14 protein-coding genes are annotated in these 19565 nt (G+C 59.0%); 9 read left to right on the top strand and 5 right to left on the bottom strand.

Translation table 11 applies throughout. The features are described from left to right. The first annotated feature begins 90 nt into the window (after positions 1 to 90). Positions 91 to 1218 carry a DNA polymerase III subunit beta gene (gene dnaN / locus FEV51_RS02580; protein ID WP_138615658.1) on the top strand — a complete coding sequence of 376 codons (1128 nt, stop codon included), beginning with the start codon at positions 91 to 93 and terminating at the stop codon, positions 1216 to 1218. 58 nt (positions 1219 to 1276) lie between these two features. Further along, on the top strand, positions 1277 to 2371 hold the full coding sequence (locus FEV51_RS02575; protein WP_138615657.1) for a DUF2855 family protein: 1095 nt from the start codon (positions 1277 to 1279) through the stop codon (positions 2369 to 2371). Positions 2372 to 2439: 68 nt separating this feature from the next. Here the strand turns inward: FEV51_RS02575 and FEV51_RS02570 are convergent, their stop codons facing one another. The 3 genes from FEV51_RS02570 to FEV51_RS02560 all read right to left on the bottom strand — a co-directional run bounded on the left by FEV51_RS02570 (position 2440) and on the right by FEV51_RS02560 (position 6431). Next, entirely contained in the window at positions 2440 to 3300 is an 861-nt protein-coding gene (locus FEV51_RS02570; protein ID WP_246034399.1) for an alpha/beta fold hydrolase, read from the bottom strand. Between the two features lie 34 nt (positions 3301 to 3334). Further along, positions 3335 to 5020 carry a PHA/PHB synthase family protein gene (locus tag FEV51_RS02565; RefSeq protein ID WP_138615656.1) on the bottom strand — a complete coding sequence of 562 codons (1686 nt, stop codon included), beginning with the start codon at positions 5018 to 5020 and terminating at the stop codon, positions 3335 to 3337. A gap of 100 nt (positions 5021 to 5120) precedes the next feature. Continuing rightward, a complete protein-coding gene (locus FEV51_RS02560; RefSeq protein WP_138615655.1) occupies positions 5121 to 6431 on the bottom strand; it encodes an FAD-dependent oxidoreductase in 1311 nt (436 codons plus the stop codon). Between the two features lie 190 nt (positions 6432 to 6621). Between FEV51_RS02560 and FEV51_RS02555 the strand changes: the two genes are divergently transcribed. The 4 genes from FEV51_RS02555 to FEV51_RS02540 all read left to right on the top strand — a co-directional run bounded on the left by FEV51_RS02555 (position 6622) and on the right by FEV51_RS02540 (position 13436). Then, a complete protein-coding gene (locus tag FEV51_RS02555; RefSeq protein WP_138615654.1) occupies positions 6622 to 8844 on the top strand; it encodes an EAL domain-containing protein in 2223 nt (740 codons plus the stop codon). 112 nt (positions 8845 to 8956) lie between these two features. Next, positions 8957 to 11167: a sensor domain-containing protein gene (locus FEV51_RS02550; protein ID WP_138615653.1), complete on the top strand. Its 2211-nt coding sequence runs from the start codon at positions 8957 to 8959 to the stop codon at positions 11165 to 11167. 60 nt (positions 11168 to 11227) lie between these two features. After that, complete coding sequence (lepA, locus tag FEV51_RS02545; RefSeq protein WP_138615652.1) at positions 11228 to 13045, top strand: translation elongation factor 4; 1818 nt, start codon at positions 11228 to 11230, stop codon at positions 13043 to 13045. Between the two features lies 1 nt (position 13046). Next, a complete protein-coding gene (locus FEV51_RS02540) occupies positions 13047 to 13436 on the top strand; it encodes a hypothetical protein (protein WP_138615651.1) in 390 nt (129 codons plus the stop codon). On the opposite strand, the gene FEV51_RS02535 is transcribed toward FEV51_RS02540, so the two are convergent. Beyond that, positions 13433 to 14596 (bottom strand): DUF3644 domain-containing protein, encoded by a 1164-nt coding sequence (locus FEV51_RS02535; protein WP_138615650.1) that lies wholly within the window; start codon positions 14594 to 14596, stop codon positions 13433 to 13435. The genes FEV51_RS02540 and FEV51_RS02535 overlap by 4 nt on opposite strands. A 73-nt stretch (positions 14597 to 14669) precedes the next feature. On the opposite strand from FEV51_RS02535, the gene FEV51_RS02530 reads away from it, so the two are divergent. After that, positions 14670 to 15566, top strand: a complete 897-nt coding sequence (locus tag FEV51_RS02530; RefSeq protein ID WP_138615649.1) for an HNH endonuclease — start codon at positions 14670 to 14672, stop codon at positions 15564 to 15566. Between the two features lie 178 nt (positions 15567 to 15744). Here the strand turns inward: FEV51_RS02530 and FEV51_RS02525 are convergent, their stop codons facing one another. Then, positions 15745 to 16533 carry a hypothetical protein gene (locus FEV51_RS02525; RefSeq protein WP_138615648.1) on the bottom strand — a complete coding sequence of 263 codons (789 nt, stop codon included), beginning with the start codon at positions 16531 to 16533 and terminating at the stop codon, positions 15745 to 15747. Positions 16534 to 16693: 160 nt separating this feature from the next. Here FEV51_RS02525 and FEV51_RS02520 point away from each other — a divergent pair, with 160 nt between their 5' ends. Together FEV51_RS02520 and FEV51_RS13460 are read left to right on the top strand one after the other, a co-directional pair. Beyond that, positions 16694 to 19066 (top strand): ATP-binding protein, encoded by a 2373-nt coding sequence (locus FEV51_RS02520; protein ID WP_138615647.1) that lies wholly within the window; start codon positions 16694 to 16696, stop codon positions 19064 to 19066. Positions 19067 to 19077: 11 nt separating this feature from the next. Then, on the top strand, positions 19078 to 19479 hold the full coding sequence (locus tag FEV51_RS13460; RefSeq protein ID WP_425466591.1) for a response regulator transcription factor: 402 nt from the start codon (positions 19078 to 19080) through the stop codon (positions 19477 to 19479). The last annotated feature ends 86 nt before the right edge of the window (positions 19480 to 19565 follow it).

Genomic DNA, 19565 nt, shown 5'->3' with positions numbered 1-19565 from the left:
CTTTGCCCCCTGCGTTAAGGTCGCGGTCCAATTCCGGCGCTGGCGGGACGATTCCGGCTCGCGGCGCGCAGTAGGGACGAAAGTAGGACCATGAAGGCCACCATTGAACGCGCGACACTGCTGCGCTGTCTCTCCCATGTCCAATCCGTCGTTGAACGGCGGAACACGATACCGATCCTCTCGAATGTCTTGATCGAGGCTGAGGAGGGCGGAACGGTCAAGATCATGGCGACTGATCTCGATCTGCAGGTGATCGAACATATGGAGGCTGCCAGCGTCGAAGGCGCGGGCGCCATCACCGTGTCGGCCCACTTGCTGTTCGACATTGCGCGCAAGCTACCCGAGGGGAGCCAGGTCAGTCTGGAAACCGCCGAGAACCGTATGGCGGTGAAGGCCGGCCGCAGCCGCTTCTCGCTGCCCACGCTGCCGCGCGATGACTTTCCGACCATTGTCGAAGGCGATTTGCCGACCAGCTTTGAAATTCCCGCACGCACGCTGGCCGAAATGGTCGACCGTACGCGGTTTGCGATCTCGACCGAAGAGACCCGCTATTATCTCAACGGTATCTTCCTGCACGTTTCGGACGATGACACGCCGGTGCTGAAGGCTGCTGCGACCGATGGCCACCGCCTCGCGCGTTTCACTCTGCCGCGCCCTGCGGGTGCCGAGGGGATGCCCGACGTGATCGTGCCGCGCAAAGCCGTGGCCGAATTGCGCAAGCTGCTGGACGAAGCGATGGACGCCAATGTCCAGATCGACCTGTCCGCCAGCAAGATCCGCTTCACGATGGGCGGCGAGGGCGGCGTGGTGCTGACCAGCAAGCTGATCGACGGAACCTTCCCCGATTACAGCCGCGTGATCCCGACCGGAAACGACAAACTGCTCAAGCTCGATCCAAAGAGCTTCTTTGACGGCGTCGACCGCGTGGCGACGATCGCTACGGAGAAGACCCGTGCGGTCAAGATGGGGCTGGACAAGGACAAGGTCACTTTGTCGGTCACCAGCCCCGACAATGGCACGGCGGCGGAGGAAATTCCGGCTGAATACAGCGCGGATGCGATGGAAATCGGCTTTAACGCCAATTACCTCAAGGACATCCTGCATCAGATCGATTCCGATACGGTCGAACTGCATCTGGCCGACGCGGGCGCACCGACGCTGATCCGCAAGGATGAGAACTCGCCGGCGCTGTATGTCCTGATGCCGATGCGTGTCTGAACGCTCGCAATGACTACTAACTGCGGCTAGCGTCTCCTGCAAACAGGAGAGAGCAGCGATGGTCCAGCAGGTACATGTCGACAAAAGCGATTTGAGTCAGGCGCAGGTGGTCGATGTCGATCCCGGACCCTTGGCTGATGGCGCGTTACGGCTGGGCATCGACAAATTTTCAGTCACCGCGAATAATGTCACATACGCCATTGCTGGCGATGCGGTCGGTTATTGGAATTTTTTCCCGCCACAGGGCGATAGCACGGATGGCAAAGGCATCGTGCCGATGTGGGGCACGGCTACCGTGATCCAGAGCAATCACCCTGATTTTGTCGCGGGCGAGCGGCTAACCGGCTTCCTGCCAATGGCAACGCAGCTGGATGTGCTGCCCGGCAAGATCAAGCCAAGTCACTTTGTCGACATGGCTGAACACCGCCAGCCGATGAGTGTGTTTTACAACCAGTATCAGCGGCTCGCTAACGATCCCGAACATGATCCGGCGCGCGAAGACGAGAGGATGCTTTTCAACCGCCTTTTCAAGACCGGATTTCTGATCGAAAGCTTCATGCGCCGCGCCGAATGGTACGGGGCCACACAGGCAGTGCTGACCAGCGCGTCTTCCAAGACTGCGCTCAGCTTGGCCAGCGTTGCCAAGCGGCAATCGCCGGGCATCAAGCTGGTCGGGGTTACCTCCGCCAGCAACGTCGCATTTGTTGAGAAGATCGGGCTTTATGACCGCGTGGTCAGCTATGACGAAGTTGCCTCAATCGGCATGGCACCCAGCGTGTCAGTCGATTTCGCGGGTAATCCCGATGTCTTGCGCGCAGTGCACGAGCGGCTTGGCGAACAGTTGAAATTCTCCAGCCTAGTGGGGATCACCCATTCCGAAATTGGCGGTATGAGCCAGGGGCTGCCAGCCGATTTTCCGGGACCGAAACCCGTGTTCTTTTTTGCGCCTGATGAGATGATGACACTGTTCAAGACCGTTGGGCCGGAAGAGGCCGGACGGCAAATGGTGGCAAGCTGGCAGGATTACCTCAAATTGATCGACGGCACAGTCGAGATCAAGCATTACAAGGGGATAGCTGCGGGGATGGAAGCGTTCGTGGCGATGGCCGCCGGCTCGGTTGATCCGAGCCGAGGCATTATTATCGACATCTAGGCGCACTTCCGGCGTCCGTAAAAGGTCTGTCCATCCTGCGGTGAGCTGCAATGGACCGGCTTGGCAGCCTATGCCGCGCGGCGCTCCTCGGCGTCGGTCGCGGGAGCGTCCAGGAATTTCCGCAGGCTGGCCACGCTTTCATCGGCATGAGTCAGCAGGAACAGATGTCCTCCGCCTTCGAACACTTCGAGCGTCGCATTCGGGATCATCCCTGCCAGAATTTTGCCGTTGATCAGCGGGACGATCTGGTCGTCATCGCCCATCATCACCAGCGTTTCCTTGCCGATAAACGGCAGTGCGGGAAGGCTGGTCCATCCCAGCATGGCCAGCAGCTGATAGACGTAGCCGCGCGGGGTAGGGGGCTTGAGGCGGCCGATGTGCTTTGACTTGCCCGACGGATCCTTGGTCATCCCGCCATAGAGAGTGGCGAAATGTTCGTTCATGAATTTGGCGTCGATATAGCGGCGCGGATCAGTCATCTTGCTCAGTGCGGCGGGATTTCCGGGCACCATAAGCATACCGGCTGTTGTTGCCACCAGCACAAGACGCCGGGTGCGCCGGGGATGCTGAAGGGCAAAATGCTGCGCCATCGCGCCGCCCCAGCTGACGCCCATCACATCGACCTGCTTCACGCCAAGCTGTTCCAGAATCCGCGATGCGGTCCACGACATGGTGAACGGATTATAGGGCCATGTCGGTTCTGGGCTGTTGCCCGTGCCTGGCATATCGAACATGATAAACCCGCGTTCTGTCAGCCGTTCCGCAAGCGGCGCAACCGCTTCGATATTCGCGCCGATGCCGTTGAAGAACAGAACCGGCGGATGGTCGCTCTTCTCGCCCAGTCGCCAATGCGCCACACGCAATTTCCGGCCGCCAGCCTCCATCATGGAGACAGTGGCGGTCATGGGTTCGTCTTTCGATGCGGTCACGCGGCAGGGTCCTTGTTGGCTGCTGACAGCAATGTCAGCACGCCTCCATAACGTAAAGACCCGGGGCGGGGTCCAGCGGTTTGTGCGACTTGTTCCCCAAATCCTTGGGTGCCTTCTTCTTGTCACCGGCGCGTTCCTGCACCCATTCCATCCACAACGGCCACCAGCTGCCAGCCACTTCCTCCGTACCTTTCAGCCATTTGTCAGCAGTTTCAGGTAGTTTGCCGTCATCCTTCTGGACATAATAGCGCGCCTTGGGATTGCCGGGAGGATTGAGGATCGCCTGCATATGCCCGGAATGGCTGAGCACATATGTCACATCGTCTGAACCAAATAGCTTGGTCGAACGGTAGGTCGCCTTCCACGGTGTAATGTGGTCGGTCACGCCGCCAAGGATAAACAGATCGCTGGTAACCTTGGACAGATCGATCTTGTGATCGACCATTTCAACCTCGCCCTTTTTCGTAAAGGCGAGCGTTTCGAAAATTGTCAGGAAATCGCCCATCAGGCTGGCCGATAGATTGGTCGCATCGGCATTCCAGAACAATACGTCAAACGCTGGTGGGTCTTGGCCCAAAAGGTAATTGTTGATGACGTAATTCCAGATCAGATCATTGGGGCGCAGCCACGCAAAGCCGCGTGCCAGATCGTCGCCCTTGATGATGCCTTTCTTCGAGGCACGCCGCCGCGCCAGCTTCAGGCCGTTGTCGGAAATCAGACTGCCGGCCTCGATATCGTTTTGCTGTGGATGCAGCACGCACACCATCAGCGTCAGCGCACCGAGCAGATCATCGCCATCGGCGGCCATCTTGCTGGCAAGCATCGTGGCGGTCTGGCCGCCCGAACAACCGGCAGAAACATTGACCTTTTTGGAGCCGGTGATCTTGGCCACAGCCTCCATCGCCTCGCGGCATGAGCGGACGTAATCCGCCATATCCCAATCACCCTGATCCTTGCTTGGGTTTTTCCAGCTGATGACAAAGGTCTGGATGCCATTGTCGAGCTGGAATTTGACCACCGATTTTTCGGGACTGAGATCGTTGATATACATCTTGTTGATCTGCGGCGGGATGGTGAGCTGGGGTATTGCATAGACCTTGTCCGTAGTCGGGGCATATTGCACCAGCTCGAACATATCGGTGCGCAGCACCACCGCGCCCTTGCTGATCGCGATGTTCTCACCGATCTTGAACGGGGTCTTGTTAACCTGGCTGACCATGCCCTTGTTATGGACCATGTCGTCATAGGCGTTCTTGAGGCCCTTGATCAGGCTCAGTCCGCCGGAATCGATTGCCATCTTCTGCGCGGTGGGATTGCCGATCAACGTGTTGGTGGGCGCCAGACTGTCGATGATAATGGTGGAGATAAATTTGGCGCGATCCTTCTCCAGATCGTCCAGCTCCAGCTCTTCCAGCCAGTTGGACATCCCCTTTTGCACGGCGAGGTAATATTGCGCCCCGGCGCGCATGAAGGGATTGAATTGCCAGGCAGGATCTTTGAAGCGCTTGTCCTTGGGATCTGGCGCAATCTCGCTCTTCCCGGTCATGATCTTGATCATGTCCATGCCCATCGTCTGACTGTGGCGCATCAGGCGGGCAGGATCCGAAGCGGTTTCGCGCAGCAGGACCGCTACGGCCCCGAAAATATCCTCGCGGGTTAGCCCGACAAGGGGGCCAAGGGCGCTGGTATGCTGGGCGGCTTCGTCTTCGAGCTTGGCCATGTGGGGCAGATCCTCCGATTATCGAATGTGATAGTTCGTCTTTGCAACGGGTGATGCTGGCGCACGGTTCCGAATGCAAGATGACGCTTGGGTCAGCCGGTCAAACGCCGCGTGCTGCGATCATGCTGGCGACATCGACGAACTTCTCTCGCGGGGCGCCGTCACGGGCTGCGGCGATTTCGGCTTCTTCGATTTTCTGCCAGTCGCGGAAGGTGACAACATCCAGTCCGCGCTCTGCCGCCATCGCATCGAAGCCATCGCGCCCGTCCTTGCGTGCGCCGCCGCCGATATCCTCTGCGATCAGATCCATCACGCCATAGCCATCGGGGCGATTGGTGCCGATAGTGCCAGACGGCCCCCGCTTGGCCCAGCCGACGCAGTATAGTCCGGGCAGGATGCGCCCCTCATCATTGGCGAAGCGGCCCGCGCGCTCGTCAAACGGTACGCCGTCGATGGGTGAGCTGCGATAGCCGATGCAGGAGATAACCAGATCGGCGGGTATGCTGTAGGTCTCCCCGGTTGCAGCAGCTTTTCCGGCAACCACCTCTGTGCGTTTGACTTCGACAGTGGTAACGCGCCCATCCTCGACTAGCAGGCGGGCGGGGCTGGCGAAGAAGTCGAACTCTATCGCAATCGGTTTTTCGCCGCGAATGTTTTCCGGAATGGCCGCGAAATCGCGCAGCAGCGTAACCGATTTGCGCATTCCCGGCTCCAGAATCGCATCATCACCAAGCGGCGGAAGGTCGGTGCCCGCAACATGCGGGCTGGCGCGTTCCAGATGCATCAGCTCGCCCAGTTCCTTGGGCGTCATCATGATCTGATGCGGCCCGCGGCGGCCAAGGATGGTGATGGTCTCGATCTGCGAAGCCCGCAGCGCGTCGAGCGCGTGGGCGACAATATCGGACCCGGCAAATTCATCATCGGTCTTGGCCAGAATGCGCGCCACGTCCAGCGCGACATTGCCCATGCCGATCACCACCGCATTTCGGCCCGACAGATCGGGATCCAGCGCAGCGAATTGCGGATGGCCATTGTACCAGCCGACAAATGCCGCGCTGCCAAAGACATTGGCTGCATCGCGCCCGTCAAGACCCAGCTCGCGGTCGTGCGGCGCGCCGGTGGCCAGCACCACCGCGTCATAGAGGGTCTGTAGCTCGCCAATCGACACATCGCTGCCGACCGAGACATTGCCGACGAAGCGGACATTGTCACCCAGCGCCACCTTTTCGTAACGCCGGGAGACACCCTTGATCGATTGGTGGTCTGGCGCAACGCCGGTGCGGATCAGGCCGTAGGGAACGGGCAATTGGTCGAAGATGTCGACCCGGACATCCTCGCCCCATAATTTGGCGGCAGCTTCCGCCGTATAGTAGCCCGCCGGTCCCGAACCAACGATCGCGATATGCCGCATCCACAAGCCCCCTCGTTTCACTCGCGGTGAAGATGCACTTGTGCGCCCGTGGTGGCAAGCATGGCGAACACTTCTAACGCAGTGCCCAGATATGGTTATCCCTTTGGTAAACTTTCACTCGTAATCAGTCGGCTATGAAAGTTGGGTCGTACCAAGGTTTGGCAACCAGAATACCAAGGGTGTCATAGGGATGGGTAGTTTTTTCTCTCGAGGAGCGCGGGCGTTCGCGAACGGCAGTGATGCCGATCCCGCAGACGCGCCTCTTGTTCCGATTGAGGTTACCGACAAGGAACGCCGGGTTGAACTGCTCGACAGCTTTGAAGCTGCCGGGCTTGGCTGGTTCTGGGCGACCGACGCGCAGGGACGGCTGATTTATCTGTCGCATACCGCCGCACAGAAACTGGGCTGGGATTACGATGCCGTTATCGGCAAGCCACTGTCCGATTTGTTCGTGCCTGAACAGGCTGACGATCCCGATCGGCCAGAGCGCCCGCTGGCGTTCCTTCTCAGCGCCCGCAACTCTATCAGCCAGCTGTCCGTGCGCCTCGCCACTGACAAGACCGAAGCCTGGTGGGAAATCGCTGGAAAGCCGCAATTCGATGCCAAGCAACGCTTCACCGGTTATCGGGGCAGCGCCAAGGATATCACCGCCACGCGTGACACCCAGCGCGATGCCGAACGTCTGGCCCAATATGATTCGCTGACCGGCCTGGCCAATCGCCACCGCATGACCAAGCGTCTGGATTCGACGCTGAAAGCCTATCGCAATGCCAAACGCGCTTGCGCCTTGATGATGCTTGATCTCGACAGGTTCAAGCAGGTCAATGATACGCTGGGTCATCCGGCGGGCGACGAACTGCTGAAACAGGTTGCGGCGCGGCTAGAGCGTATCGTGGGCAACCGCGGTGAGATTGGCCGATTGGGCGGCGACGAGTTTCAGATCATGTTGCCGGACATCGACGACCGCGGAACGCTTGGTGAAATGGGCGAGCGGTTGATCCAGATGATCTCGCAGCCTTATTCGATCAATGGCTCACGCGCGATCATCGGCACATCGCTGGGCGTCGCGATCGCGCCTTACGACGGGCTGGACACCGAAGAGCTGGTCAAGGCGGCCGATCTGGCGCTGTACGCGGCCAAGGGTGGCGGGCGCGGACAATATCGCTTTTATTCCAGCGACCTCAAAGACGGCGCCAAGATGCGCCGCCGCACCGAGGAAGACCTGCGAGATGCTATCGCGAATGATGAATTGGTGATGCATTATCAGCCAATCGTCGATGCGCAGACCTATAAGGTGAAGTGTCTCGAAGCGCTGATGCGTTGGGAGCACCCTGATCGCGGGAATATCCCTCCCAGCGAATTCATACCGGTGGCCGAAGATATCGGCATCATCAAGGAAATGGGCGATTGGGCGCTGCAGAGCGTCTGTCGTCAGGCCCAGGAATGGCCGGTCGAGCTGCGCGTGGCGGTCAATGTCTCTGCCATTCAATTTGCGCATGACGATTTCCCGCAGGTGGTCCAGCGGGCGCTGAACAATTCCGGGTTGAACCCTAGCCGGCTTGAGCTTGAGATCACCGAAAGCGTGTTCATGGGCGATACCGGCCGCACCCAGCGCATGTTTGAAGAGCTTAAAAATCTCGGCGTGCGCTTGGCGCTTGATGATTTCGGCACCGGTTTCAGCTCGCTGAGCTACCTGCGCACTGCGCCGTTCGACAAGATCAAGATCGATCAGAGCTTCGTTCGCGGTGCCACTGAAGAGGGCAATAACAACGCCGCGATCATGAGCGCGATTGTCAGTCTGGCAGCCGCCCTGAAGATGGAAACGGTTGCTGAAGGTGTCGAAACCAAGGACGAACTTGAACTGGTCAAAGAGCGCGGCGCCAGCCATGTTCAGGGCTATATTTTCTCGCGTGCGGTAACGCACGAAGACCTGCTCGAACGGCTTGAGAAGGGCCAGCTTGAATACGAGCCGCGTGGTCCTGCCAAATACCGGGCAGAGCGTATGACAGTGTTCCGCCGTATCGGCCTGATCCACGAAGACTGCCGTTACCGTGTGGTGTTGCGCAATCTGTCAAAGACCGGTGCCATGATCGAAGGGCTGCTGGACGTTCCGCTGGGAACACAAATCGTGCTTGATCTGGGCGGCGGGCAGCTTGCTGTTGCCGTCGTGCGGCGGTCAAAGCGTCAGACCCAAGGTATCGAATTCGAAACACCGCTGATCAGCGACGGGGCCGATGGCCTATGCACGCGTCACCGCGTGTCTCCTTATGAGATCGAGGCCGCAGGTCGTCCGTTGTCAGCGCTGCCGCAGGATGCCTATTCACTCATGGCCTCGGACACACAGGGCCGCGTTCCATCGCGCAAAAAGTTCATGGAAGTGGAAACCAATCCCAAATCCGTACCGTCGCTGTGACCGGCCACGATGGCAAAACACGCGATAATATCGCGCGTCGTTAGGCTAAAACTAACCATTACCTTTTAATCCTCGGTGGCAAGTTAGCACCTTTTCACGAGGCGGAACGATCATGGGGGCCATGCCCTTTTCGGAATTTTTCAAGGGTCGCAAGGGCGGGATCGACACGGATATTCCGGAGGGATCACCGGCGTCAGCAGGCGGCGTATCCGCCACTGACAAGCTCGCAATTCTGGAAGATCTGGAGCGCACAGGCCTAGCCTGGTTTTGGGCCACCGATCCGCAAGGCAAGGTCGCTTATCTCAGCCCCAGCATTGTCGAGGGCTTGGGTAGCCAGCTCGAAAAGCTGCTTGGCCAACCACTGCAACATCTGTTCGTGCCGATCTCGGGCGAGGGTGATGGCCGGTCGCTTGGTCTCAAGCTGAGCACACGGAAGGGCTTCTCCGGCTACACGGTTGAATCTAGTAATCAGAACAGCAAGGTTGTGCTGCGCCTGTCCGGTCGCCCGCTCCATAATGATGCCGGTGACTTCATCGGTTTTCGCGGTAGCGCGCTGGACATAACCGATGAATTTCGCAGCGAGGAAGAAGCCAGCCGCCTGGCACAATTCGATTCGCTTACCGGCCTCGCCAACCGCCACCGCATGGAACAGCGGATCGATTCCACACTGACAACTTTCCGTAGTGCCAAGCGCAGCGCTGCGCTGATGATGCTCGATCTCGACCGGTTCAAACAGGTCAACGATACGCTCGGCCATGCCGCTGGTGACCAGCTTTTGCAGCAGGTCGCCGAACGTCTGCACGCCGTTGTCGCGGGTCGCGGCGAGATCGGCCGTATTGGCGGCGATGAGTTCCAGCTGCTGGTCCCTGATATGGACGATCGCGGCGAATTGGGTGAGATCGCCAAAAAGATCATTCAGATGCTCAGCCAGCCCTATTCTGTCGAAGAGGGTCGCTGCATCATCGGCTGTTCGGTGGGTATAGCCATCGCCCCCTATGACGGGGTTGAGCGCGAGGAATTGATGCGCGCTGCCGATCTGGCGCTTTATGCCTCCAAGAATGGCGGACGCGGCCAATTCCGCTTCTACGCCGCCGACCTCGAGCATGAAGCCAATTTGCGCAGGCGTATGGAAGAGGATCTTGCCGAGGCCATCGAGGCGGGTCACTTCACGGTCGAATATCTGCCTACCGTGTCGCTCAAGGATAACCGCGTCACCGGTCTGGAAGCGCAATATTGTTGGCAGGACGAAGATCGCGGGCGGGTTTCGGCTGACACATTCCTTCCGATCGCCGAGGGCAGTCGCCTGATCATCCCGATTGGCGAATGGGCCATGCGCAAAGCGTGCGAGGAAGCTGTCGACTGGCCTAGTTCGCTGCGCATCTCGTTCGCTGTCAGTCCGGTGCAATTTGCAGCCAATGGCTTTGCTGAAATGGTCGAGACTGTTCTGAAGGACACCGGCCTCGACCCGGCACGACTTGAGCTACAGTTTAATGAAGCGGTGCTGCTGGGCGATGCGGCCAAAGTCGATAAGGCACTGGCGACGCTGTTCAAACTTGGCGTGCGGCTTTCGCTCGACCAGTTTGGCTCGGGTCTGTCCTCGCTCAGCTATTTGCGGCGCGCGCCGTTTGATGCGCTGCGGATCGGGGCTAACTTCTTCGAGCCGGTTATGGGTAGCGAAGTCGGCGATATGGAAATGGTCCGCGCGGTAATCGCGTTGGCCGGCGCCATGGGAATGGAGACCGCAGCGACCGGCGTTCACGCCATGCCGCTGATGGCCCAACTCAAAACCCGCGGTATCGATCAGGTCAGCGGCTTTGTCTTTGCCGAGGCGCTGACTGCCGAACAGGTGCGCGAGGAGCTGGCGCAGGGCGAATGGACGCTCGCCCCCACCGCCACCGGCACCCAGCGGGCCAGCCGCCGTACTGTGTTCCGCAAGATCGGCGTGATCCATGAGGACCATTATTACGATGTCACGCTGCGCAATCTCTCGCGTAGCGGCGCCATGATCCAGGGGCTGGAGGATGTTCCGGCGGGCACCATGTTTGTGCTCGATTTCGGCAGCGGCCAGCTCGCCGTCTGCGGTGTTCGCCGGTCGATGGACGACACGCAGGGTGTCGAGTTCGAGCAGGAGCTGGTCGATGACGGCGCTGGCGGCCTGTGCACCCGTCACCGCGTCAGCCCCTACGAGCTGGCAGCAGCTGGAGCACCGCTGGAGGCGCTGCATGGCAGCAAGAACAGCAGCGCGCGCAGCATGACGTCGGGCAGCGGCTTCGCGCAGTTCAAGCTATCAGACAACGCGCCCAAGCAGGGGCATGCGGCCTAGCAAACCCCGCCGTTCGATTCCGGCTGACAGTGACCCGTAGCACCGCTATTGGCGGCGGCGATGACTGACCTTTCAAAGATCCGCAATTTTTCCATCATCGCGCACATCGATCATGGCAAGTCCACGCTCGCCGACCGGCTGATCCAGCACACCGGCGGCCTTACCGCGCGCGAGATGAGCGAGCAAGTCCTTGATAACATGGACATTGAGCGTGAGCGCGGCATCACTATCAAGGCCCAGACCGTCCGCCTCGACTACACCGCCAAGGATGGCGAGACCTATGAGCTCAACCTCATGGACACCCCCGGCCATGTCGACTTCGCCTATGAAGTCTCCCGTTCCCTCGCCGCGTGCGAGGGCGCGCTGCTGGTGGTTGACGCGGCGCAGGGGGTCGAGGCGCAAACGCTCGCCAATGTGTACCAGTCGATCGAGCACGACCACGCCATCGTCCCCGTCATAAACAAGATCGACCTCCCCGCCGCAGAACCCGACAAGGTCCGCACCGAGATCGAGGACATCATCGGCATCGAGGCGCATGACGCCGTGCTCACCTCCGCCAAATCGGGCATCGGGATCGAGGACGTGCTCGAAGCCGTCGTCACCCGCATCCCCCCGCCAACTGGCAACCGCGACGCCCCCTTGAAGGCCATGCTGGTCGACAGCTGGTACGATCCCTACCTCGGCGTGGTCATTCTGGTCCGCGTGATCGACGGCGTCCTGAAACGCGGCCTGCCGGTCAAATTCATGCAGGGCGGGACCGACCATCTGGTGGACCGCGTGGGTGCCTTCACCCCCAAGCGCGTGGATCTGCCCGAACTGGGCCCGGGCGAGATCGGCTTCATCACCGCGCAGATCAAGGAGGTCGCCCAGGCCAAGGTTGGCGACACCATCACCACGCTGAAAAATGGCGCGGCCGAGGCTCTGCCGGGGTTCAAGGAAGTGCAATCCGTGGTGTTCTGCGGGATCTTCCCCGTCGATGCGGCGGATTTCGAAAAACTTCGCGAAAGCATTGGCAAGCTGCGGCTGAACGATGCCAGCTTCACCTTCGAGGCGGAAAGCAGCGCGGCGCTGGGCTTCGGCTTCCGCTGCGGCTTTCTGGGTCTGCTGCATCTGGAGATTATCCAGGAACGGCTGACCCGCGAATATGATCTGGACCTGATCACCACCGCGCCCAGCGTGGTGTACCGCATCCAGCTGACCAAATCGCGCACCGACCCGGCGCAGGAATTGATGCTGCACAACCCCGCCGATTATCCCGACCCCAACCGGATCGGCCAGATCGACGAACCGTGGATCAAGGCGGTGATCTACACCCCCGACGAATATCTCGGATCAATCCTGAAACTGTGTCAGGACCGGCGCGGGGTCCAGATCGACCTGACATATGTGGGCGGCCGCGCGCAGGTGACCTACGAATTGCCGCTGAACGAAGTGGTGTTCGATTTCTACGACCGCCTGAAAAGCATCAGCCGCGGCTATGCCAGCTTCGATTACGAACAGATCGGCCTGCGCGAAGGCGATCTGGTGAAGATGAGCATTCTGGTCAATGCCGAGCCGGTGGACGCGCTCAGCATGATCGTCCACCGCGACGTGGCCGAAGCGCGCGGGCGCGGCATGTGCGAACGGCTCAAAGACCTGATCCCGCGCCATCTGTTCAAGATACCGGTGCAGGCCGCCATCGGCGGCAAAGTGATCGCCCGAGAAACCATCGCCGCGATGCGCAAGGACGTGACCGCCAAATGCTACGGCGGCGATATTTCGCGCAAGAAGAAGCTGCTCGACAAGCAGAAGAAGGGCAAGGCCCGGATGCGGGAGTATGGTAACGTGAGCATTCCGCAGGAGGCGTTTATTGCGGCACTGCGGATGGGGGAGGAGTAGCTTGGCAAAACGTCACATTCGAAAATTCACCGGCGAATTAACATGTGAGAACTTCGAACGGGTAGCGGACGTCATATTTGAAGACGACATTGTGGCGCTTGATTTGTTGATCGACAGGGCCCTCTTTGAAGAGAGTGTCGAAGGAAGACCAAGCGCGTCCTGTTACGACAACAAGATTGTCGTTTCACGCTCGACTCTGATGGACGGTGGTGTCGAGATTAACATTAATGATGCGTACTCCGCACAATGGGGGACATATCGTGTTGACGGCATTTTCACGGTTAAGCCAGGCGGAATGTTTCAAGGTGTTTCCTGTGTTGGGCTCATACCGACTGATGAGGCCCAAGTGAAGCTCAACCCAGAAGTGAGGATCATTGATATCAGACTTTAGGCGGTAAGGGCGGCCTTTATTGCGTCGACTCCTTCTGGATACCAAAACCACTGACCGCCTAACTCTATTGCAAATCCTTTTCCGGGATTCTTCAGATCGTTTTGCTGCCAAGCGTTGATACAGGATTGTGGATTTGCGTTGGCCACACCGTCATCTTGAAGAAGTTTGACAACTTCCTTCATGCGGTATTTCGGTTTTTCGACTTGTTTGATTGCCATCTCGACGCTCGACCCTACGGGACTGAAGATCACAGCCTGGTCTGCTTTCTTTTCATTATTAACGACATTCGGAACGACATAAACTCGAAATGCATACTCCGGATCATTAAACTGTGAACTGCTCATTTCCTTCTCAACTAACGCGTTCACTACTGCGACAGATTTACTAAGACCTTTAGATGCTTTGAGGATTGAGTTCTGCTTCGAGTTCAAAGCTTGCAGTTGAATTGCGAAACTAAAATCTCGTGATAAGTCAAATCGCCTTCCGAAGCTTTTTCTTGCGAAGCGCACAAAATTGAGTGCGTTTGCCTGAAGCTTTGACTGAACTTCACTGTTTATATCTTCAGTTGCACGATGTTCGATTTCATTTCGCAGAAGAGTGATGAAGCGTAAATTATTTTTCTCTCCTTCGGTTAGCGCCAGTTCGGGTCGAGTAATGCAATAGGACAATTCCCAGTGCTTCGGCTTTCCGTCGATCATAACTGGATCGCCAGCATCATTTTTGTAGACGGGATCTATGTCCTCTTTTCGTAAGCGCGCATGCGCGAGGTAGGTCCACGCAACGACCATTAAGACCACGAAGATTTGCGAACGAGCGAGAAGCGTATTGTTGTTGAATATTGCAACCGCAGAACGTGCATAATCCAAAGCCTGATAAGCAGATAGCTCCTCATCAGACACCGCGTAAATGCCGATCCGTTCAACGACCTCTTCGACCTTTGAATATTGTTCAAGGAAGTCTGCAACTTCCTCAGCACCAGCGGCCTTGATAGCCTTGTACCGCGGTTTTCCCCCATTCCTTATCCAACCCATTTCGCGAGAATTAAAATTTCGCGACAGGTGACTGAAGATGGCTAAAACCTGCTGGTCGTTGAGTTTCTCGTAGGCGATTAAGCCCTTCATCAACGCAACTTCGGCGTCTGAAATTTTCAACTTTGCCACGATCGCTTTACCCCCTTTAACCGCTAGTCCATGACACAACGCGCTAAATATTCAGAAAAGTGGCTGAAAAAAAATGACCTTCGGCGTCTTCATCCACAAGGATGGGTCGATCTACGACGACATTCCCGAAGTGCATTACCAGTTTCCCAAGAGCTATCTCACCCGCGCCCAGCAGATGGTGGGCGACTGGATTGTCTATCGCGAGCCGGTCAAGATCCGGAACTCCAAGGGCTTCTTCGCTGTGGCGAAGGTCGAGGAAATCATACCTGATCCGACAGAGCCTGACCGCTACCATGCGATCATCGAAGAGGGCAGCTATCTGCCGTTTGAGCCGACTGTCCCGCATATCGTGAATGGCGAACAGGTTGAGCGCGGTGTGCTCAATGAGGAGGGCAAAGTATCTGGCCGCGCCCAAGCCGCCGTGCGCCCACTGTCGCCTTCAGACTTCGCGCGTATCATATCGCTTGGCCTGCCCGATGAGAACTTCCTGCCTCGCAGCGATGATGAAGTGGCCGAGGGCAACCGTGTCCGCGAACATCAGACACCGTTCGAAATCGAGCGGCCCATCGTCCAGTCACTCGTTTCCAAGCCCTTCCGCGACCGCGCTTTCCGCCGCGCCGTGATGCACGCCTACGATGGCCGCTGCGGGGTGACAGGCTGGAAGCTGGTCAATGGCGGTGGCCGCCTGGAAGCTCAGGCCGCGCATATCCGACCGGTCGAGCATGGCGGCCCTGACAGCGTGCGCAATGGCCTTGCGCTCTCAGGTACCGCACATTGGATGTTCGACCGTGGGCTGATTGGCTTCAGGGATGATCTTGAGATTATCGTGCATCGCAAGGTCAATGACCGCGAGGGTGTCGAGGCGATTATCAATCCGACGGGTAAGTTGAAGGCTCCAGAGATTGATTCCTATCGTCCGCATCCAAAGTTCCTTTCGTGGCATCGCGAGTTCCACGGGTTTGATACGTAGCATCAGAGCTGTTCCGTAAATTCATTCCAAGGTTCGAGCTTCTTGTTTTCGCCCTCTAACGCCGGGCGGGGCGCATCCGCGCCCCTTGGCTTCCTCGCATAAGCTCGGGCGCGCGGTCGCGCTTGCCTCGCCTTCGGCTCGGGATCTGCGCACGCCGCTGGTCCCTCTATCCCGCCGCTCACCCCAGCGTCTGCCAGTGGTCCTCGTCCTCGTCCCACGGTTCCAGCTCGTCTTCCACTTGCTCCAGGCCTTCCAGCGAGCCCGCTTCCTTCCACTCGGTTCCGCCGCGCAGCTGGACGAAGGCGGGGTCGGTGTCGTGGTCGGGCGGGCCGTCTTCCTCGGCGCGTTTGCGCTGCGCGATTTTGGCGAGCTGGGCCTGCATCGCCTCGATCTCGGGCAGGGTCATTGCCACCGGGTCGAAATGTTCGACGATGGCGGCGTTCATGTCGTCCTTCTCCGCGCGGCTCAACGCAGGCATGGTCATGCTGGCTCCCGATCCGGTCAGCCGCTCGGCCCCGGGGTCGAAATAGCTGGCGGAGAGCCGTTTGCCCTGTTCGTCGCGTGCGTTCATCCTGAGGCAGAACATCAGCAGCCGGTCATTGCGCACGCGGCGGAAGCCCTTGAGCTTGCCCGCGACGAAAACCGGCACCAATTGCCCGTCGATCGCGCGTTCATAGGCCACGTCCTTCAATCGCTGCACGCCCAGATCCAGCGCCGCCTCCCACGCGCGGCGGAAGCTTTCCGAACCGGCCTGGCGGCGCAGGTAATAGGCGCCTTCGGGGCTCATATTGACATGGCGCGCGGCGCGGCTGACGCTGCCGGTATCGGCCAGCGCCCCGATAAAGGCGCGCTGGCGCCGCGGTGTCCAGCCATCATGGCGGAACTTGCGCGGGACGACATCGAAGGCGGGGATGGCCTCCGCTGCGACGGGGGTGCGGATTTCGGCGGGGTCTTTCTTGCGGGTCATGGCGGCTCTCCTGACGATACCTCCGGCGGGAGGCGAATCGGTCAGGGTGAAGCAGAAAACCGGCGTGTAGGAAAATCGGGGGTGGCGGCGCGCGCTGGCGAGGGCGTGGTGAAGCGCTCGGTTAACGCAATTTAAGCACAATTCGCATAGGTTTGCGGCGATGCAGAACCTCAAGCTTGTGGAGCGATCTCCGTTCGTCCTGGCGGCGCTGGTTGCGCTGGTCGCATTGCTGTCGACCATGCTCGGGGCGACGGTCACACAGCATGCGGAACGGATCGCCTCGATCTGGGCGGCCAATGGGGTGGCGCTGGGCGTGCTGCTGCTGCTGCCGCGCAAAGACTGGCCGACGATCATGGTGGCGCTGGTGTTCGCGCTATTCGGGGCCAATCTGTGGATGGGCGACCCGCTTACGCAAGCGGCCTCGCTGGCGTGCGCGAACGGGACCGAGGTGCTGATCGGCGGGATCATCATGCACCGCAAGTTTGGTGCCGAGAGGTCAACGCTGTCACGGCGCTGGCTGGCGCATCTGGTGGTGCTGGGCGGGTTCACGGCGTGCCTGGTATCGGCAACCCTGGCGAGCATTACCCTAGCCGACAGCGGGGAGCGCTTCGTCGATGTCTGGGCGACCTATTACCCCGCGCATCTGATCGGCATTGTCACGCTGGCTCCGGTGGTCGTGGCGCTGCTTGGCGTGAAGCGGGAGCGAGCCAGGTACAAGTTCGGTTCGGGCCTGCCGACCATCATAGCGATGACCGCGTTTGCTGCGGTGATGGTGTTTTCGCAGAACACGTTGCCGATCCTGTTCCTGATGTTCCCGGTGCTGGTGTTCGCAGCGTTCCGCGGCGGGGTTGGCGGGGCAGCCGCCGCAATGTTCGTGTTCACCGCCGTTTCGACTGGCCTGACGATCCGCGGTTTCGGACCGCTGGCGCTGATCGACGGGACCGAGCAATCCCGAGTCTATTTCCTCCAGTTCCTGATCCTGATTGCCAATATTACCGTGCTACCGATCGCGCTGGCACTGGCTGACCGCGAGGATGCCCATGCCGCCGCCACCGCGTCAGCGCGCGAAGCGCTTGAGGCCAACCGCGCCAAGGGGCAATTCCTGGCCAATATGAGCCATGAAATCAGAACCCCGCTCAACGGCATCATGGGGTTTTCCGAAGTTCTGGCAGCCAGCAAACTGGATGCCACGCAATCCCAGCAGGTCGACAGGATCCACACCGCCGCACAATCGCTATTGCAGCTGCTCAACGATATTCTGGACCTTTCGAAAGTCGATGCGGGCCATATGTCGGTGGTCGCCGAGCCACTGTGCCTGGCGGCGCGGATCGAGGACTGCACCGCTCTGGTTAAACCCATTGCCGAGGCCAAGGGCATTACAGTCATTCACACCATTGATCCGGCGCTGCCCGATTGGGTGACAAGCGACAATCTGCGGTTTCGCCAGATCGTGCTCAATCTGCTGGGCAATGCGGTGAAGTTTTCCTCCGGCGGAACTGTCGAGATCGCTGCGAGCCCTTCGGCAGAGAATACGCTGGCCGTCACCGTCACCGATGAGGGGATCGGCATTCCGGCTGATCTGCTGGAGCGCATTTTCGAGGAATTCGTTCAGGCTGACGATACCACTGCGCACAAATTTGGCGGCACCGGGCTGGGGCTGTCGATCAGCCGGAAACTCGCCATGCTGATGGGCGGGTCGCTGACGCTGGAAAGCGTGCCGCAACAGGGCACCACAGTGATTCTGCAATTGCCGCTGATCGCTGCGGAAGCGCCTGCGCCCGCCGAGCCGGATGCTGCGCCCGAGCGCCAGACAAGCATCGGCAAGCTGCTGCTGGTGGATGATCTGGAAATCAATCGCGAAGTAATCTGCGCGATGCTGGATCGGGAAGGGCACGGGTGCCACCAGGCGGAAGACGGGGCGCAGGCTGTTGCGATGTGTGCCGAAGCCGACCGCTCCGGGGACCCGTTCGAAACGGTGCTGATGGATGTCAGAATGCCGGTGATGAACGGCCTAGAAGCGACGAAGCAGATCAAGAACGGATCGCTGCGCTGTGTGCCTCAAGTTATTGGCCTGACCGCCAATGCGGATCCCCGCGACGTCCAGAACTGTCTCGCAGCAGGCATGGACGATGTGGTGTTCAAGCCAGTTTCCATTGCCAAACTGATGGGCGCTCTGGACCGCAATTCACAATCACCATCGACGCGTGCACCCACTACCATATCACCCCGCCCAAGCCGGAGCAGCGAACGGCTATCCCGATTGCGTCCTAAATATCTCGAAAAGAAGCGCGAATCTCTCGAACGGCTGTCCGAACTTATCCTTTATGGCCAGGTAGAAGGAAGCTCGCTTGCAGAGATCGCTGAAATCGCGCATCAATTGGCCGGTTCGGCGGGCATGTTTGCAGACTCGGCATTTGGCGAGGATGCCTATGGATTAGAAACTCTTATTGCTGCCCAAATTGACGGGCAGCCAGACGATCCTGACACTTCGGCGATACATCTCGCCTTCCAGAAACTTCATTCAAGCGTTTGAGGAACACGGTCATGGCACGGATCATATACGTTGAGGACGACGAGCTGGTCGGCCAATTGGTCATGGAAACCCTGGCCGATGAAGGACACGCCATCGGGATTGTCGGTGACGGGAAATCGGCGCTCCAAATTATTGCCACCAAAAAGCCTGATCTGGTCATTCTGGATGTAGGTCTGCCGGAAATGGGCGGGATGGAAGTGCTTGCAGCGATGCGGCGTAACCAGGATTTGTACCTTACTCCGGTACTGATGCTGACAGGGCGCCAAAGCGCCAATGACGAAGCGATAGCCATATATACTGGAGCGACCGAATATCTCAGGAAGCCGTTTGATCCGGACCAATTGGTGGTGGTGGTGGAAGACCTGTTGAAACCGCGAAAAGGAACGTCCGCGCCAGTGCTCAAGCCGGTCTGATCCTGGAACGTTACCCCTTCGCGTTCTGCTCTAGCTAAGGCACCTGCGATGCGGGCAGGCATAATATGAGTTGCGGTGTCGTTCTC

This window comes from Qipengyuania marisflavi (genome assembly GCF_005884405.1).
Lineage (GTDB): Bacteria > Pseudomonadota > Alphaproteobacteria > Sphingomonadales > Sphingomonadaceae > Qipengyuania > Qipengyuania marisflavi.
The sequence above is the reverse complement of the archived record's forward strand: the minus strand, read 5'-3'. Positions and strand labels throughout refer to the sequence as shown.

Bases quoted from the DNA above. Each gene is read 5' to 3' on its own strand.
- FEV51_RS02560 (WP_138615655.1), bottom strand. From the start codon at position 6,431: ATGCGGCATATCGCGATCGTTGGTTCGGGACCGGCGGGCTACTATACG.
- FEV51_RS02530 (WP_138615649.1), top strand. From the start codon at position 14,670: ATGACCTTCGGCGTCTTCATCCACAAGGATGGGTCGATCTACGACGAC.
- FEV51_RS02520 (WP_138615647.1), top strand. From the start codon at position 16,694: ATGCAGAACCTCAAGCTTGTGGAGCGATCTCCGTTCGTCCTGGCGGCG.
- FEV51_RS02550 (WP_138615653.1), top strand. From the start codon at position 8,957: ATGGGGGCCATGCCCTTTTCGGAATTTTTCAAGGGTCGCAAGGGCGGG.
- FEV51_RS02555 (WP_138615654.1), top strand. From the start codon at position 6,622: ATGGGTAGTTTTTTCTCTCGAGGAGCGCGGGCGTTCGCGAACGGCAGT.
- FEV51_RS02525 (WP_138615648.1), bottom strand. From the start codon at position 16,533: ATGACCCGCAAGAAAGACCCCGCCGAAATCCGCACCCCCGTCGCAGCG.
- FEV51_RS13460 (WP_425466591.1), top strand. From the start codon at position 19,078: ATGGCACGGATCATATACGTTGAGGACGACGAGCTGGTCGGCCAATTG.
- FEV51_RS02575 (WP_138615657.1), top strand. From the start codon at position 1,277: ATGGTCCAGCAGGTACATGTCGACAAAAGCGATTTGAGTCAGGCGCAG.
- FEV51_RS02565 (WP_138615656.1), bottom strand. From the start codon at position 5,020: ATGGCCAAGCTCGAAGACGAAGCCGCCCAGCATACCAGCGCCCTTGGC.
- dnaN (WP_138615658.1), top strand. From the start codon at position 91: ATGAAGGCCACCATTGAACGCGCGACACTGCTGCGCTGTCTCTCCCAT.
- lepA (WP_138615652.1), top strand. From the start codon at position 11,228: ATGACTGACCTTTCAAAGATCCGCAATTTTTCCATCATCGCGCACATC.